This is a genomic window from Nodosilinea sp. LEGE 07088, assembly GCF_015207395.1.
In the GTDB taxonomy this organism is placed as follows: domain Bacteria; phylum Cyanobacteriota; class Cyanobacteriia; order Phormidesmidales; family Phormidesmidaceae; genus Nodosilinea.
On sequence record NZ_JADEWX010000153.1, the window covers coordinates 1 to 14,747 of the forward strand.

Annotated in this window: 12 protein-coding genes; 6 read left to right on the forward strand and 6 right to left on the reverse strand. The window is 58.9% G+C overall.

Going from position 1 to position 14,747, the window contains the following annotated elements; translation table 11 throughout:
• A partial coding sequence (locus tag IQ254_RS24155) for a ring-opening amidohydrolase (protein WP_278000364.1) occupies window positions 1-144 on the forward strand: 144 nt, incomplete at its 5' end.
• A 17-nt stretch (window positions 145-161) separates the two neighbouring features.
• On the opposite strand, the gene IQ254_RS24160 is transcribed toward IQ254_RS24155, so the two are convergent.
• From IQ254_RS24160 to IQ254_RS24175, 4 genes are all read right to left on the reverse strand, one after another.
• Window positions 162-764, reverse strand: a complete 603-nt coding sequence (locus IQ254_RS24160; RefSeq protein ID WP_228041045.1) for an alpha/beta hydrolase — start codon at window positions 762-764, stop codon at window positions 162-164.
• A 147-nt stretch (window positions 765-911) separates the two neighbouring features.
• Window positions 912-1,280, reverse strand: coding sequence for a DUF760 domain-containing protein (locus IQ254_RS24165; RefSeq protein ID WP_193968715.1), 369 nt, complete (start codon window positions 1,278-1,280; stop codon window positions 912-914).
• A gap of 269 nt (window positions 1,281-1,549) precedes the next feature.
• Window positions 1,550-2,113, reverse strand: a complete 564-nt coding sequence (gene scpB / locus IQ254_RS24170) for an SMC-Scp complex subunit ScpB (RefSeq protein ID WP_193968716.1) — start codon at window positions 2,111-2,113, stop codon at window positions 1,550-1,552.
• 284 nt (window positions 2,114-2,397) lie between these two features.
• Complete coding sequence (locus IQ254_RS24175) at window positions 2,398-3,273, reverse strand: ABC transporter ATP-binding protein (RefSeq protein WP_193968717.1); 876 nt, start codon at window positions 3,271-3,273, stop codon at window positions 2,398-2,400.
• A gap of 229 nt (window positions 3,274-3,502) precedes the next feature.
• On the opposite strand from IQ254_RS24175, the gene IQ254_RS24180 reads away from it, so the two are divergent.
• Complete coding sequence (locus IQ254_RS24180; protein ID WP_193968718.1) at window positions 3,503-3,823, forward strand: hypothetical protein; 321 nt, start codon at window positions 3,503-3,505, stop codon at window positions 3,821-3,823.
• Between the two features lie 12 nt (window positions 3,824-3,835).
• Window positions 3,836-4,075: a macro domain-containing protein gene (locus IQ254_RS24185; RefSeq protein ID WP_228041046.1), complete on the forward strand. Its 240-nt coding sequence runs from the start codon at window positions 3,836-3,838 to the stop codon at window positions 4,073-4,075.
• A 94-nt stretch (window positions 4,076-4,169) separates the two neighbouring features.
• Here the strand turns inward: IQ254_RS24185 and IQ254_RS24190 are convergent, their stop codons facing one another.
• The gene (locus tag IQ254_RS24190; protein WP_193968719.1) at window positions 4,170-5,291 is read right to left on the reverse strand and encodes an AAA family ATPase; all 1,122 of its coding nucleotides are present in this window, start codon (window positions 5,289-5,291) and stop codon (window positions 4,170-4,172) included.
• A 2-nt stretch (window positions 5,292-5,293) separates the two neighbouring features.
• Complete coding sequence (locus IQ254_RS24195; protein ID WP_193968720.1) at window positions 5,294-9,220, reverse strand: DUF4132 domain-containing protein; 3,927 nt, start codon at window positions 9,218-9,220, stop codon at window positions 5,294-5,296.
• 207 nt (window positions 9,221-9,427) lie between these two features.
• Between IQ254_RS24195 and IQ254_RS24200 the strand changes: the two genes are divergently transcribed.
• From IQ254_RS24200 to IQ254_RS24210, 3 genes are read left to right on the forward strand one after another with little or no spacing between them, the layout of a single operon-like run.
• Window positions 9,428-11,941 carry a DUF5682 family protein gene (locus IQ254_RS24200; protein WP_193968721.1) on the forward strand — a complete coding sequence of 838 codons (2,514 nt, stop codon included), beginning with the start codon at window positions 9,428-9,430 and terminating at the stop codon, window positions 11,939-11,941.
• Entirely contained in the window at window positions 11,928-13,103 is a 1,176-nt protein-coding gene (locus IQ254_RS24205) for a VWA domain-containing protein (protein WP_193968722.1), read from the forward strand. The genes IQ254_RS24200 and IQ254_RS24205 overlap by 14 nt, the downstream gene beginning before the upstream one ends.
• On the forward strand, window positions 13,079-14,623 hold the full coding sequence (locus IQ254_RS24210; RefSeq protein WP_193968723.1) for an SWIM zinc finger family protein: 1,545 nt from the start codon (window positions 13,079-13,081) through the stop codon (window positions 14,621-14,623). Before IQ254_RS24205 ends, IQ254_RS24210 begins: the two co-directional genes overlap by 25 nt.
• The last annotated feature ends 124 nt before the right edge of the window (window positions 14,624-14,747 follow it).

The window sequence follows — 14,747 nt, forward strand, 5'->3', positions numbered from 1 at the left end:
GTGGTAGGGGCGGTGGTGGCAGCGGTAGCTCAAGATCCGATGGTCTATGTCTCGGGGGGCAGCGAACACCAGGGCCCCCCCGGTGGCGGGCCAGTGGCGGTGATTTCCCGGATGCCTGACGGTGGCGGCCAGCATGGGGGTTAGGGCCATACGGCCAGGGTTTACTGCCCCAGCAGGATAGAGACTAAATCGCCAATCTGCTCGAAGTCGATCTGAGAGGCGATCGCCATCACCTGCCGACCATCAATCTCGATTGTCGTTGCTTCAATGGTACGCAGCACATCGAGCAGGGTGAGTTGACCGCTAGCGGCCGTATCTATCACAGCGTTTTGCAGCAGTTCCCAGGCGGGGTGATCGGTGTCGGCAAACGTGACTGTGGTCGCCAGCAGCCGCCAGAAGAACTGTCCGGCAAAGGTATCTGACATCTCGCGCAGATTTTCGACGTCGACCAAGACGTTCTGGGTCAAGGCCTGGCGGGCCTGGGCTTCGTCAATGCGCAGCACATTCAGCAACAGCTGTAGATCGCGGCTAGGAATGCCAGTGCGCGCGAAGGACTCTAGATCGCTAACTGAGATGGGCGGCGCTTCGAGGCTGCCGTAGGTAATGCGAATATCTTCAGCGGCGCTGACCGGTGCGACGTAGGCCAAACCGGTCAGAGAAGCGCTGACCAGGGCCAGCGTGGTCGCTCCACACCCAGCATAACGACCTAACACATCGAGCGATCGCCGAGCTGTGGTCTGTAAAATCTGGTGCATCGTGCTCATTCGTCTCCACTGCCGCAGCTAGGTGCAAGACGCCTCAAAACGATAAAAGTTTCCAATTAGACGAGGGCACCCCTAAGCCTCTAGTGAGGGGACGCCTCACCTCTCAACCGTAGCCTCCTGTGGATCCGAGCCTCACCCGACGAAATCCTAGTCGTCGAAGTCGCTGTCGTCGAAACCAAAGTCTGCGCCCAAAAAGGAGCCCGATACGGTGTGCTCTAGCTCCATCCGCTGCTCCATCTGGCGAAGAAAGTAGCCCGTCATCATGGCCGAGGCTAGCAGACCCGCAAGATTTTCGCGATCGGTGGTGACCTGCACATTGAAGCCTTCGGCAGGCAGCACGCCGACAAGGCCCTGCACATTGTGGGCAATGATTTGTTTAATTTCGCCACTGACCGCCTGGGCCACCTGGGTTAACACCTCCGGCGACTGGTGCTGGAGATATTTGAGCAACTCATTGGGATGGTCGCTGTTGGCCGACATGCCAATGAATTCTGCGTCTTCAGGGTTAAATACCATAAAATCTCAAAGACCTGTGGTCACAACGTAGGCGGCAAATACCGACTGTTGGGGACTGCAATTAAATGTAGCAAAGGCGACCCCTGGGCTGCCTACACCTACTAATGTTCCCGATCATAGCGTAACGAATCATGAAATATTCTACGGACAGCCGAGTCCAGCACTTTGTCAATAGGCTAGATGCCTCACCCAGAGAGGGATTGGACTAATCGGCAAAATCGGTAATTTAGATTGTGTAAAGCCATGATTTGAGTGAATATTGCCCCTATTTAAGAAGCTGCATCCACCTCGGGTTCAAACGCTGGGGCATCGTTAAGGTCAGGGTCATCGTCAGCCGTCTGGGGAACCGTCGCACCTTTGGGCCGTAGCTGAGGCAGCTGGTCGATCTCAAAATGCTGATAAAACTTATCGGTGACCTGTACTAGCGACGATCGCCCTTCAGACTGGCGACGCTTGCGCACAAAGCCCTGGGCCACCAGCTCTGGTATATGCTGATACACTCCGGAACCGCGCAAGTCCACCAGTTCCGTCTGGCTGATGGGGCCTTTGAGGGCGATCGCGGCCAGGGTTCGCAATGCCCCCACCCCCAGATCAATCGGAATCAACAAATCCACCAGAAATCGATAGCGCTCTTTGAGCTGGAGGCAGTAGCCATCGACGGTTTCAACAATTTCGAGGGCGCCGTCGCGGTGGGCGTACTCGTCCATCAGCTCGATCAGTCCTTCTTCGATATCGTCGCGATCGCAGCGGGCAATCTCGGCTAGTTTGCCAATATCGAGGGGCTGCCCCTTGAGGTACAAAATCGCTTCGATGGTGGTGGCCAGACTCGACATAGACCGTCGCTACCGTAAACCATTCTCCAGCCTAGCGCTGATTGCTGGAAACGGTGGATTTTGGTAGGTGGGCAATTCATGTAGGGGAAAACGGCGTTTGCCCTGTCGTCCTTCACCTCACGGAAAGGACTAGCCGATCATTGGTTTAAACCTCTGTTTTGCCGATTAGCGGGTTGGAGGTTCAAGGCGTTTGAGACATCCACCGAGCGCCGGGCGTAGGGTGCATTCGCGCAGCAATGCACCGCCTTTGGAATCAGCACAGAGAGGCTGGGTTGCAAAAAGGATCAATCTAAATTGTGGCCGGTTAGCTCGACAAAGATATCCTCCAGGTTCGAGGGCCGGGTCATCATGCCGGTTTTGTCGGGCTGCTGATCGAGGTGGGCGTTGGCGGCCTCTAGGGTGGGGAAAAACTTGTAGTCCCAGCGGTTCGCGGAGCGATCCCCTTGGGAGTCGCCCTGCTGGGTCATGACAATGCCTTCGCCGTGGCGCTGGCGAAACTGTTCCAGGGTGCCCAACTCAATCAGTTTGCCCTGGTCGAGAATGCCGATGCGATCGCACAGGTACTCCACCTCTTCCATGTAGTGGGTGGTGAGCAGCATGGTCATGCCCTGCTGGTTGAGGCCACGAATAATCTCCCACAGGCGGCGGCGGGTTTGGGGGTCGAGGCCCACGGTGGGCTCATCGAGAAAAAGAATCTTGGGGTTGTGCAGCAGGGCGCGGGCAATTTGCAGCCGCCGCTTCATGCCGCCCGAGAGGGTTTTGACCTTGTCGTCGCGGCGATCAGCCAGTTCTACGTAGCCTAGCCAGGTGTCGATTGACTGGCGGCGCTGGGTCGGAGGAATGTGGTGCATGCGCCCGTGCAGCTCCATGTTTTCCCACACGGTGAGGTCGCCGTCAACGCTAGTTTGCTGGAGCACCACGCCGATCTGGCGGCGCACGTCAATCTGCTGACGGTTGACGTCGTACCCGGCCACTACCACATGGCCATCACTGGGGCGAGTCAGGGTGGTCACCATGCGAATGGTGGTCGACTTGCCTGCACCGTTGGGGCCGAGCAATCCAAAAATTTCCCCGGCTTCAATAGTCAGTGAGAGGTCATTGACGACCGAGACCCCGTTGTAGACTTTGTGGACATTTTGCAGGCAAACCGCAGCGGTCATGGCAGGTTGATGGGCTCCAAAGCTAAGGTTACAGCGCCCGCACCGAGGCCGAATAAAACTCGGGAACTTAGAGACATCTGTAACGTATTGTTAATAGTCTAACCGTAGCACCCATCTACCCTTGGTTATCTAGTTCTGTTGCCGGAGGCTGGCAGTGGGTAAGATCTACGCCCTAGGGGTTAGCTCCCGCCCGATCTCAAATCGCAAATCTAAAATCCCCTATCGCCCCATGCGCGCTCGCATTGACCAAGAGATTCTCTACATCCACCAAGAGGATGTGCCCGCCTACAAAAAGTCGGGTTCGGTGGTGCGCAACAGCTACTTTTGGGCGCTCAGGTCCATTGCCGACCGAGCCGGGTTTAACCAAGACTGGGAATTTGCCGATGTGGTATGGCCTGCCTTAGAACGGATGCTGATGTCGTTTACGGAGTCGGGCTACTTGGGCTACCGAGAGACGGTGCTGGAGTTTACCGACGAGGTGGCGATTCCCGACGCCCTGCGGCCAGTCGGCACCTGGATTGCTGAGGATGACTATGACGCTGAGGCGTAGGGGGAGCTGCTGTTGAAATCACGTTCTCCGTCACGAGAGCACAGCCTAGCCCTAGCCCTGGAGCACAACATCTGCACTCTAGCCTTTCCCGCCATCAGTACTGGAGTTTATGGCTTTCCACTAGAGCGGGCAGCTCAGATCGCGATCGCAACAGTCCGGGTGGGTTTAGCTGAGGCCCCCACAATTGAGCAGGTGAGGTTGGTTTGTTTTAGCGATCACGCCTACCAGGTCTACCAATCAGCACGATCTTGAAGGGATTGAGTAGACAGACGTACCTGTGAGCACCCCCCTGCTGAGGCTCCTTGAGACAGCCATGGCGGAGGCCACCTCAAACGTCTTCGTAGCGTTATTTCAAGAGCTTTCGGGCTTTGTAGTAGGCCTCCCAGTCAGGGCTGTTTTGGGCGCGATTTTTTACCACTACGTTGAAGTAGTGGGCCAATTTTTTGGCGTCTTCAGGGTTGTCTTTGAGGACGGTACCGACTAGATTGCGAACGATGTGCTCACTCGTGACGATCCCGTCGTCTAGGTAGTAGGCGTCGAGCCCGGCAGAGACGCTGACGGCAACGGCCTCTGCGGTGGACATGACGGTGGTAGGGCGCTCAACAACGATGCCTTCTGAGGTGCGCCCCGAGCGCAAATCGTGAAACGTGCTGACGAGCAGTTCAACAATGTCAGGGGCGATCGCAATAGGCACATCAGACTCCGCTAGCAGGGCCTGAGCCTGGTTCAAAACAAGCTGTCGCTCTAGCTCTAGATTGACGATGGGGTGCACTGTCTCAAAGTTGAAGCGGCGTTTGAGAGCGCTGGACATTTCATTGACGCCGCGATCGCGAATGTTAGCCGTGGCAATCACATTGAACCCCTTTTGCGCCAGCAGCACTCGATCATCGCCATCGAGTTCGGGTATCATCAAGACCTTGTCAGAGAGGACGCTCACCAGCGAGTCCTGAATTTCGGGCGGGCAGCGGGTAATCTCCTCAAACCGCACCAGCTGCCCACCACTCAGGCCAACGTACAGCGGCGAAGGCACTAGCGCTTTGGAGCTGGGGCCTTCGGCGATCAGCAGGGCGTAGTTCCAGGAGTACTTGATCTGATCTTCTGTGGTGCCCGCGGTGCCCTGAATGGTCAGGGTCGAGTTACCCGAAACAGCGGCGCAGAAGAGTTCTGAAAGCATCGACTTGGCCGTGCCCGGCTCGCCGACCAGCATCAGCCCTCGATTGCCCGCCAGGGTAACTACGCAGCGATCGACCAGGGCATCGTCGCCGTAAAACTTCTGAGTGATAACGGTCTGGTGGGTCTTGCGGCCCTGCTTGTAGCTCAGCGCTTCGCCGCTGCTGCCCAAGATGAACGTGCGGACGGCGCGGGGAGAGAGACGCCAGCCAGGCGGCTTGGGATGAGGATCGTTGGCCGCGATCGCGGCTAGCTCATCGGCGTAGCGAACTTCAGCCGGGGGACGAACTGTTGCCATCGTTAATACTCCACCTTCTTTTCCCAGTTAGGGTCATAGCCGCTGCCCAGAGCCGCGATCGCCTGCACCTCAGTCCACACTTCGCTCAGCAGCACGGCTGGTAGCTCACCCAGCGGCAGGTTTGGGCGGCTGTAGACGTACTCTGGCTCTCCCTGCTTGGGCACTTGATGAAAGGTCACCTTGGTCAAAGCAACCAAGCGATTTTCTTCGGGCAGAAAGTTACCGCTAAAGCCCACCACAACGTCTATGCCCAGCTCAGCAAACCGCTTTTGATAGCTGTAAAACCAGCCAGCGTCTTCCGTTTGGCCCCTCACATAGCCCCGCTTTGAGAGGAAGCCCCGCAGCTTAAAGGCTTCGAGCAGGTAGCCCTCAAAATTGGCCAGCTCGGTGCTCTGCTGCTGGTCATCGGGCAGAGCGTAGGCGCTGGAGCGAAACTGCGGAAACAGAGGCGTCACGTCGTAGTCGGCGAAGTGGCTCTGCCAGGCCGCAACGGCAGCGGCGGGAATGGTGCAGGCATGGGCTAGTCGCACCGTTACCTGCGAATCGGGGGTAACGTCGTCATCGTTGGGGTCGGTGAGGGTGCGGTCTTCGAGGGGACGTACGGTTTGAACTAGAGCGTCGCCATCGTAAAGCGCCCACACCAGCCGCTGACAGTAGCGCCCCACAATGGGGTGCCGATTGAGGTAGGTGTCCCAATCGTGGAAGCGCCACGCCCGCTGCGTACACATGGCCTCATACAGGCGCTCATGCTGGAGGGTAAGCACCTGCTTGATCTGCTTTTTGGCGCTAGACAACTGGTGCCTGGCGGCTTTCACCTGGTCGGGGTCGTCATCTTTGCGGGCGGCGGGTAGAGCCTTGATCACTTTGCCTTCCAGGTTCTTCAGCACCAGGCTCAGGTCGGGGGCGAGCAGCAGCGTAAACTGGCGGCTGCCGTAGTCAAGCGTTTGCTCAGCCCCCTCGTCAAAACCAGCGGTCGGAATGGTGCGATCGCTCAGCTCGTCACGGCTCCAGCCTTTGCGCTCGGCGAGCTCGGCGACGAGCTGCTCGGCTTCTTTTTGAATGCCCTTGGTGCGAAATCGACCCGCAACCGAGAGCAGGAGCTGGATAGCGCCGTCATCCTCGGTCCAGGCCAGCACGGTGAGCAGCGATTTGCACTGGGCCATGCGGTTGCCGTACCAGGTTTTGAGGTAGGTGCGAACGGGCGCGACGGCCCCGGCGCCGCAGCAGGCGGCGGCGATCGCCAGCATGCCTTTCTCCCTGTTGGCGGTTCCTATGCAGTCTCGAGTGAGGCGGTTGTATTCGCTGCGGTAGTACTCCTCATAGGTAGGCGGCACGTAGGAACCGCCGTACTGACTGGCGTACTGCTGGTAGTACTGGATGTGCTGCTGAGCCCGCTGTTGAGCAATTTGGTCGGCCTCCTCGGGCGTATACCTAGGTGAAGTATCTTGGGCAATCCAGCTTTCTAGAACAAACTGACCCAGGGCTTCCCGCTCGGCGGGCTGCCACAGCTCGGCGTAGCGCCTCAAGATAGGACCGGGTTCAGGATTCTTTTGCTTAAAGCACTGAAGCAGCAGGCCCTTAAGAATATCGATCGCGACGGGTTCTCCCGTATCGCCCCAGTGAACCGCTGGCATTGCCGACCAGGGAAACCAGTTCAGCGCTGGCGGCAGCCCTTGCTTGAGCAGGGCTTGACTCTCCTTGAGCAGGCGATCGCGGTTCAGAGCCTCCTCTACGGGCGCGCCTAGCTTCTCGAGCGTCCGCCGCATCGTGTCTTTGACCCTATCGCTTTTTTCGCGCTTCAAGACTGCCCTCAGGGGTTCGACCGCAGTCAAGTCGCCGCGATCGCCCAGCCAGGCCGCTGCGATCGTCCGGATCTCGCGACTGGGGTCAGACAGTGCCGCCAGAATGCGATTAAGCGACTCGTCAAAGGCGTTGAGACAGTCCTGTACGATGCTCCGCTCGGCTTTTGGCCCTTCAAAGGCCAGCTTCCACAGTCTGGATACAAGCTGAGCGGGGGGCTGCGGAAAGGTTTTGAGAACCTTGAAAGCATTTCGCCGCTGCTGCTGTCGCTCGTAGTAGTTACCGTCCCAGCAGCTACCGACGGCATTGATAGTCAGGGCATTTTCGAGGAGCTGGAGTCGTTCGGCAAAATAGGGCCAGATGGCGTCGCTGCCCCAGCGCCAAAACTGACTCTCTTCCCAGGCGTTGAGTATTTCTATCCCAATGCGCGAAGGGATAAGTTGGAGCACATCCAGAACCGCCGCCAGCTCGCGCAGACCGCCACATTCAGGATGATGCTGCCGATAAAGCCGCAGCAGTTCGTGCCCTTCATCGTTGAATAAAGTGGAATAACGCTGGAGCCGTTCAACAGACAAGTAGCGCATCAAAATTAGCAGACGCACAGCTTGAATCAGAGACGTATCAGGGGAGGCTAAAAATGCTTGAATCTCTGATTTCAGATTCTTGACATGGTCGTGACCGCCTACATACTGGAATTTACAACAGTCTTTGTAAGTACCCTTTTGTAGGGCTTCAACGAGGTCTGGCAAGGTAATGTCACTGTGTCCATAGTTTTGATCCACAATGGAGCTAAATTGCCTCAATGACTCCTCTTCATCGAGCTGAGGATTATGAAGATTAGCCTTAATTTCCTCCAGCAGCTGAATGATGGCGTTTGAAGTTTGCTGAGAGAAATCGTTCATCCGAAACACATCGGCATGAGACGTTCCAGGGTGATGATGCTTTTTAAGATTTTGAAGCAAGCTTTTGCGCGACTGCATTCGACCTGTATTGAAGTCGATGACCATTCTCTTCAGAAGCGGCATAGCATCGTTAGGAACGGGTACGTTGAACTCAATCTCTGGAAGAAGGGGCAGCGACGGGGCCGTCCTAGCGATCGCCGCTTTTGACGGAGTAGCCAGCAGCTGCTCAAAAATCGATCTCACCTTAGCTGATTTTTCAACCTCGAGCCGCGCTTCTAAAAACGGCTGAATTTCTTCTCCGGCTAAATCCCAGAGTAGCTGGATGGCGTGCTGCCGTTCGCTGGCGTTGCCCGACTCAGCCCTAGCCTGCAGAATGGGAATCGCCGCTTGGGAATCTCGCCGCAGTAGTATTCTGGCTACCTCCCGCTCAGTTTTAGCCGAGGAGACGGCTGAGGTGGCAATCGTCTCTAGAAATGGCTCAACGGGTACCTCGGCTTTTATAAGCATCGTCAGTGCGTGAATGCGGCGCTCGCGCTCCGGCTGCCGCAGGGCCGACTGAACAATATCCGAGCACTTTAGGGTGTAGTCGGCGAAACCGTCAATCTTGACACAATGGTTGGCAAAGTTTTGCTGCTGATAGTCCTGGGGGTTAACCTGATACACCTGACGAGCTAAGGTTCCGGGCGATTCACCCGCTTCTTGGTACATGGCATCGGCAATGTCTGCGGTTAGAAAGCTGGGCGGTCGCTGATCGGCGTATCCGTAGGGGCGATTGCATGACCGCATCTGCAAAAATAGCGGCAGATGTTTCTCTAAAGCGGGCAGCCGCACGTGGCCTGTTGGGTCAATGCCGCTGTTAAAGAAGCCAAACAGGACTAGGCTGGCCCGACAGTAAAACTTAGCATCGCCTAGGGGGTGACTGGAGAGCCAGGTGCTCAGCGAACCTTCGCCCTCGAGATCGTTCATTCCCATGAAGGAAGGAAGGCTGAATGCAAAGAAAGCATTCCTCTGGGGGTGACCGAGAGGGTTCTGTTGAAGCTGAGTCATCTCCTGGTGCATGGCCCTGATTACATCGGCGACGACGGTCTCGTCATCACCGTCTACCAGGTAACGCAATAGTCGAGGCGGCAGGTCATCGCCAAGTCTGTCGTAGGGCTGAAGCGCCCGCTCTAAAGACTCAAGCGCAGATTCAGAGAGGTTGAGCTGATTGCTTCGGTCTGTCAGCATGGCTGTAAGTGCCCTTGGAGACACTAGAAATGGTGAGGATGCTTAAGGATTAGACTGCCCGTAGTGGCAAACGGGGACTCACGGCTTGATTCTATCCAAGGGAAAATATAGTACATAAGAACTACTATTGCTGTATGCTTGGAAACATAAGTTCTGGATAGCGTGGCGCAGTCGTGCTGCCTCTCCTGCCTTTACCCTGGGACGACAATGACCCATGCACCTGTCACAACGGCTGCTTTGCCTCCCCTCGACGATGTGCTGCGATCGCTCCAGCAGCCCCGGCTGGTGTTTTTTCCCATTCGGCACCACAGCCCCGCCTGCGCCTGGCACGTGCAGCAGTGGATTGAGGCCAACCGCCCCGCCACCGTTTTGATCGAGGCTCCCGCCGATGCCACTGAGCTGATTCCGCTACTGCTGCATTCTGAAACCCAGGCTCCTGTGGCTGTCTACGCAACCTACGTCGACCACGATGGCCATCTCGCGGCCGCAGAGCCAGAGATAGCCCCAGCTTCCGCCTACCCCAGCCCCAAGGAAAAGTCAGAACCGCAGCGGTTCGGGGGCTACTATCCCTTTTGCGACTATTCGCCTGAGCTGCTGGCCCTGCGCACCGGGGCCGCCGTCGGGGCAGAGCTGCGGTTTATCGACCTGCCCTATGCGCAAAAGGTGCTAGCGACTGAACTCCAGGCCAATCCAGCGCTTGAGGTAAAGCTGCGAGCGCTACAGGCCGAGCAGCACCTGCAGCACAACACCTACCTGTCGGCTCTGGCTCGAAAGTCAGGCTGTCGCGATTTCAACGAGCTGTGGGACCACCTGTTTGAGGCCCACTGCCAGGAGACGCTCACCATCGCCTTTATGCAGCAGATCGCAACCTACTGCTACCTATCGCGGCAGGCCGCTGACCCCGCCACCCTGGCGGCAGACGGCACCCTAAAGCGGGAAGCGGCAATGGCCAAGGCGATCGCGGCCGCGCTGTCAGAAACAGATGGCCAAATTCTGGTTGTGACCGGCGGCTTTCACACCGTTGTGCTGCCCTCGCTAGTCGATGCGCCGCCGGTCGTGCCGCCCGTGCCCAAGCTGTCGCCTCAGTCGGCTCAAACGGTGCTGATGCGCTACAGCTTTGAGCAGCTTGACGCGCTCAACGGCTACGGGGCGGGCATGCCCGCCCCGGCCTACTACCAGCAGCTCTGGCAGCACATGGCCCAGCCGGACGCCCTGGGCCAGACGGCCTGCGAGATTTTGATGCGGCTGCGATCGCTGACGCGCGAGCAGAAACCCCTGGTGCCGCTCTCGGTGGCGGACGAAATTGCGGCGGTGGAGCAGGCCCAGCGGCTGGCCCAGTTTCGACACCATCCTGGCCCGACCCGCGAAGATCTGCTGGACGCGGTGCGGAGCTGCTTTGTCAAAGGCGCGATGGATGGCGAAGGCGCGATTTTAATGGCGGCGGTGGCGCGGGCGCTGCGAGGCGATCGCGTGGGCAATCTACCCGCCCACGCGAGTGTACCCCCGCTGGTGGAAGACTTTCGCCGTCAGGCTCAGACCTTTCGCCTCAAGCTGACAACATCGGCTCCCCAATCGCTCACCCTTGACATCTACCGCAAAGAAAAGCACCGTCAGCTCAGCCGCTTTCTGCACAGCCTGGCGTTTGCCGACATTCCCTTTGCCCGCTTCACCAAAGGCCCCGACTTTGTGCTCGGCAAAGCGCTCAATCAGATTCAGGAGCACTGGAACTATCGCTGGCAGCCCCAGACAGAGAGCACCCTGATCGAGCAGTCGCTCTACGGGGACTCTGTCGCGGAGCTGGCCCTGTACCACCTGCGCCAGCGCGTGGCCAATCTGACGAATGAGGGCGAAGGGCGCTCGGCGATCGCGGCGGTACGGCTACTCGTTGCGGCCTGTCGCATGGGGCTGCATACCCAGACCGAGCGGCTGCTGGCGCTGATTACAGAACAGGCCGCCGCTGACCCCTCGGTTGTGTCCCTGGCGCAGGCCCTGGGTCAGCTGCTGCTGCTGTGGCAGTCGCGAGAGCCGCTGGCGGCTCAGTTCCTAGAGACAGTGCCTCAGCTGGCGATCGCCGTTTACCGGCGGCTGTGCTATCTAATTCCCCAGCTGGCAGACTGTCCGATGGAGGAGACGTTGCCGGTGCTGAGAGCCCTCAGCGGCGTGTGGGAAGTGCTCCAGGCTCAGGCCGACCTCGACGCAGAGTTGTTTATTGAGGGCCTCCTGAATCTGCTGACGGTTCAGGGCAATCCGGTTGTGCTGGGGGGAGCTGTCGGTATCCTCTACAGCGCTGGCCGGATGGCAATGGCCAGTCTGGTGACGCTGGCGGCGGGCTATCTCGACCATGCCACGGCTGAGCCTGCTCAGGGAGTCGGCTTTTTGCGCGGGCTGCTGCAAACCTGTCGCGAAGTCACCTGGCACGGGTCGGAGCTGGTGGCTGCGATCAATGCTCGACTGGAGAACTGGAGCGACGCCGAGTTTTTGCAGGTGCTGCCGGAGCTGCGGCTGGCGTTTGCCGAGCTGGCTCCCAGGGAAACTGACCGAGTGGCCAAAATTGCAGCCCAGCTCCATGGCCAAACAAACCTGGGTCAGCTCGTTCACATGTCTCTTAGCGAGGCCGATCTGCACGAGGGCCTGCAGCGGGAAGCGGCGGTGCGACAGGCCCTGGCGCAGGATAACTTATCGCACTGGTTCACTCCGGAGGTTAGCCATGGCAGACGTTGACCCGGTTGTGCGCTGGCGGCACGTTCTAGGCCGCTTTGCCGAAGCGCAGCTGCCCTGCCAAATGACAACGACCCAGCAGCGCATCGAGCAGGCTCTAGACTTTCTCTACGGCCAGGAGTACTGTGGGCGGGGCGTGCGCGGCCCAGGAGGCAGCTCGGCGGGAGTTGGCTCTCCACCCGATAGCTCAACGGAGAAGCAGCCCGGCAGCTTAGACCCTAGCCAGATGAGCGTCCCCACCTGGATTACCGAGATCCGCGAGCTGTTTCCCCAAGAAACCGTCGAAATCATTGAAAAGCACGCGCTAGACCGCTACGGCCTGACGGAACTGGTGACCGACCCGGCCACGCTGGAGAAGCTGGAGCCCAACATGGAGCTGCTAAAGGCCGTGCTGACGTTTCGCTCGCAAATGCAGGGGCAAGACGTGCTGGATGCGGCGCGGCGGATCGTGCGAGAAGTGGTCGAGGCTATTCGGCAGCGCCTTGAAACCGACATCCGCCGGAGCCTAATTGGCAAGCTTAACCGATTTCGACACAGCCCCCTGAAAGTGGCTCAGAATCTGGACTGGCGGGGGACACTGCGCCAAAATCTGAAGCACTACGACCGCGATCGCCGTCGGCTGATTGTTCAAACCGTCCGGTTTTTTTCGCGCGTTGAGCGCCGCCTGCCCTGGCACGTCATCCTCTGTATCGACCAGAGCGGCAGCATGGCCAACTCAGTCATTCACAGCGCCGTAATGGGGGGAATCTTGGCCGGACTGCCCTCCCTCAAGGTGAGCTTCGTGGTGTTTGACACGTCGGTGGTTGACCTCACCGAGCACGCCGACGATCCGGTGGAACTGCTGATGAGCGTTCAACTGGGCGGCGGCACAAACATTGGCCAGGCGCTGAGCTATTGCCAGTCTTTGGTACACAACCCGCTGCGCACCGTGCTGGTGCTGATTAGCGACTTTGCCGAAGGAGCCTCACCCCAGGTTCTGCTAACCTGTTGCGACCAGCTCTGCGAGTCGGGCGTCACCCTGCTGGGTCTGGCTTCCTTAGAAGATCAGCAGGCCACAGCCTACTATGACGTGGGCATGGCTGAGCAGCTAGCGACGCATGGTATGGAAATTGCGGCCCTAACACCCCGGAGGTTGGCAGAATGGCTGGCACAGAAGATCTCCTAGAGCGGCTGCGCCCCCAGCTGCTGAGCCTGGATGACGACGCCCTGGCGATCGCCGCCAGCAAAGGCCTTGTCCGCCGCGCCCGCAAAGAGCTGGAGCAAGGGGGCGACCTTCAGCTCCAGATCAGCGGCGATCGCGCCAGCGTGGTGGTTGAGGACTACACCGTTACCCTCCCGACCCACAATCTGCTGGAGGCGACCTGCACCTGTCCGGCGGCAAACCTGTGTCGCCATATCTTGGTGGGATGTCTCTGGCTGCGATCGCAGCTACCCGCCCAACCGCCTGCTGCCGCGGCCGCCGCGGTCCTACCGAGTCCACAGCTACCCGCCTATTCCCTCGAAGAGCTGAGCGCCTGGGCGGGCAAAACGACCCTGCGGGACGGCTTCGCCTTTTTAGCGCGCGAGTTTCCTCAAACTGAGGGAGATGACCCCATCACAGTTCACTTTCCCCAGGCCAACGTTACCTGTCGCTACTCCAGCTCTACCGGACTGACGGGAATGCTGTGTACCTGCAAAGCCCGACGGGTATGCCCGCATCAGGTCGCGGCGGTGCTCACCATGCTGCAATCCCAGGGCACCACGCCCGCGCTCTCCACGGTCTCCCCAACCAGCAAAGTCAGTACAACCGCCGCAGCGGCTCGGGTGATCGCCGCCGCCCAGACTCTGCTAGAGCAAGTTGTGGCGGTTGGGCTCTTGCACCTGTCAGACATCAGTCAGCAGCAGTTCGCGACGCTGGCCGTCTCGGCTCAGGCCGCCAAGCTGCCTCGTCTTTCCCTCGCGCTGCGCGGCGTGGCCAGGGAGATTGACCTGTATCTCAAGCGAGATGCCGCCGCCGATAGCGATCGCCTGTTTGACCGAGCGGCCCACACCTACGCCCTTTGCGGTGCCCTAGAGCAGGCTGCTCCAGACTATCCGGCCTACCTGGTCGGACAGTCGCGTAGTCAATACGATGACGTCGGCACGCTTCAATTGATTGGCGTTGGGGCCTATCCCTGGCGCACCAAATCAGACTATGGCGGCCTGACGGTGCTCTTTTGGGATCGTGAGGCCAAACGATGGTGCAGCTGGTCAGAGTCGCGGCCGCTGTTTCAGCGTCAGGGCTTTGAGCCCGCTCAGGCTTATCTCCAGCCGGGCCCCTGGGAGGGAGTGACCAACCCAGCCGAAGCGTCCCAAAGCTGTCTGCGTCTCTGCAACGCCCGCCGCAACCATCAGCAGCGCCTCTCGACCTCTAGTCAGACCTTCGGCGTCACCCTGCGGCTCACCCAGGCCGCCAATTGGCAATCGGTGGGCCTATGCTTTCAGGACTGGGGGATGCTGCGCGATCGCCTGGATAGCGTCAGGCCCGTGGGCTTAGTAGACCACGATCCTCTCGATCGCCTGGTTATCGTGCGCCCCCACCGCTGGGGCGATCGCCAGTTTGACCCCGTTCAGCAGCACTTCACCTGGATTCTGTACGACGCTCAAGACAACGCTTTGACCCTCAGCGTGCGCTTTACTGAAACCAAGAGCACCGCGCTGGAGTAAGTAGCTAGGCGCAATTAAATATAAAACGTTCCAGCGGATAATCACCGGCTTTACTGCGGGCTTCCATGCCGTCAATGACGGTCATGGCTAAGTCATATTCATTATCAAACATCTGGCCCGCAAT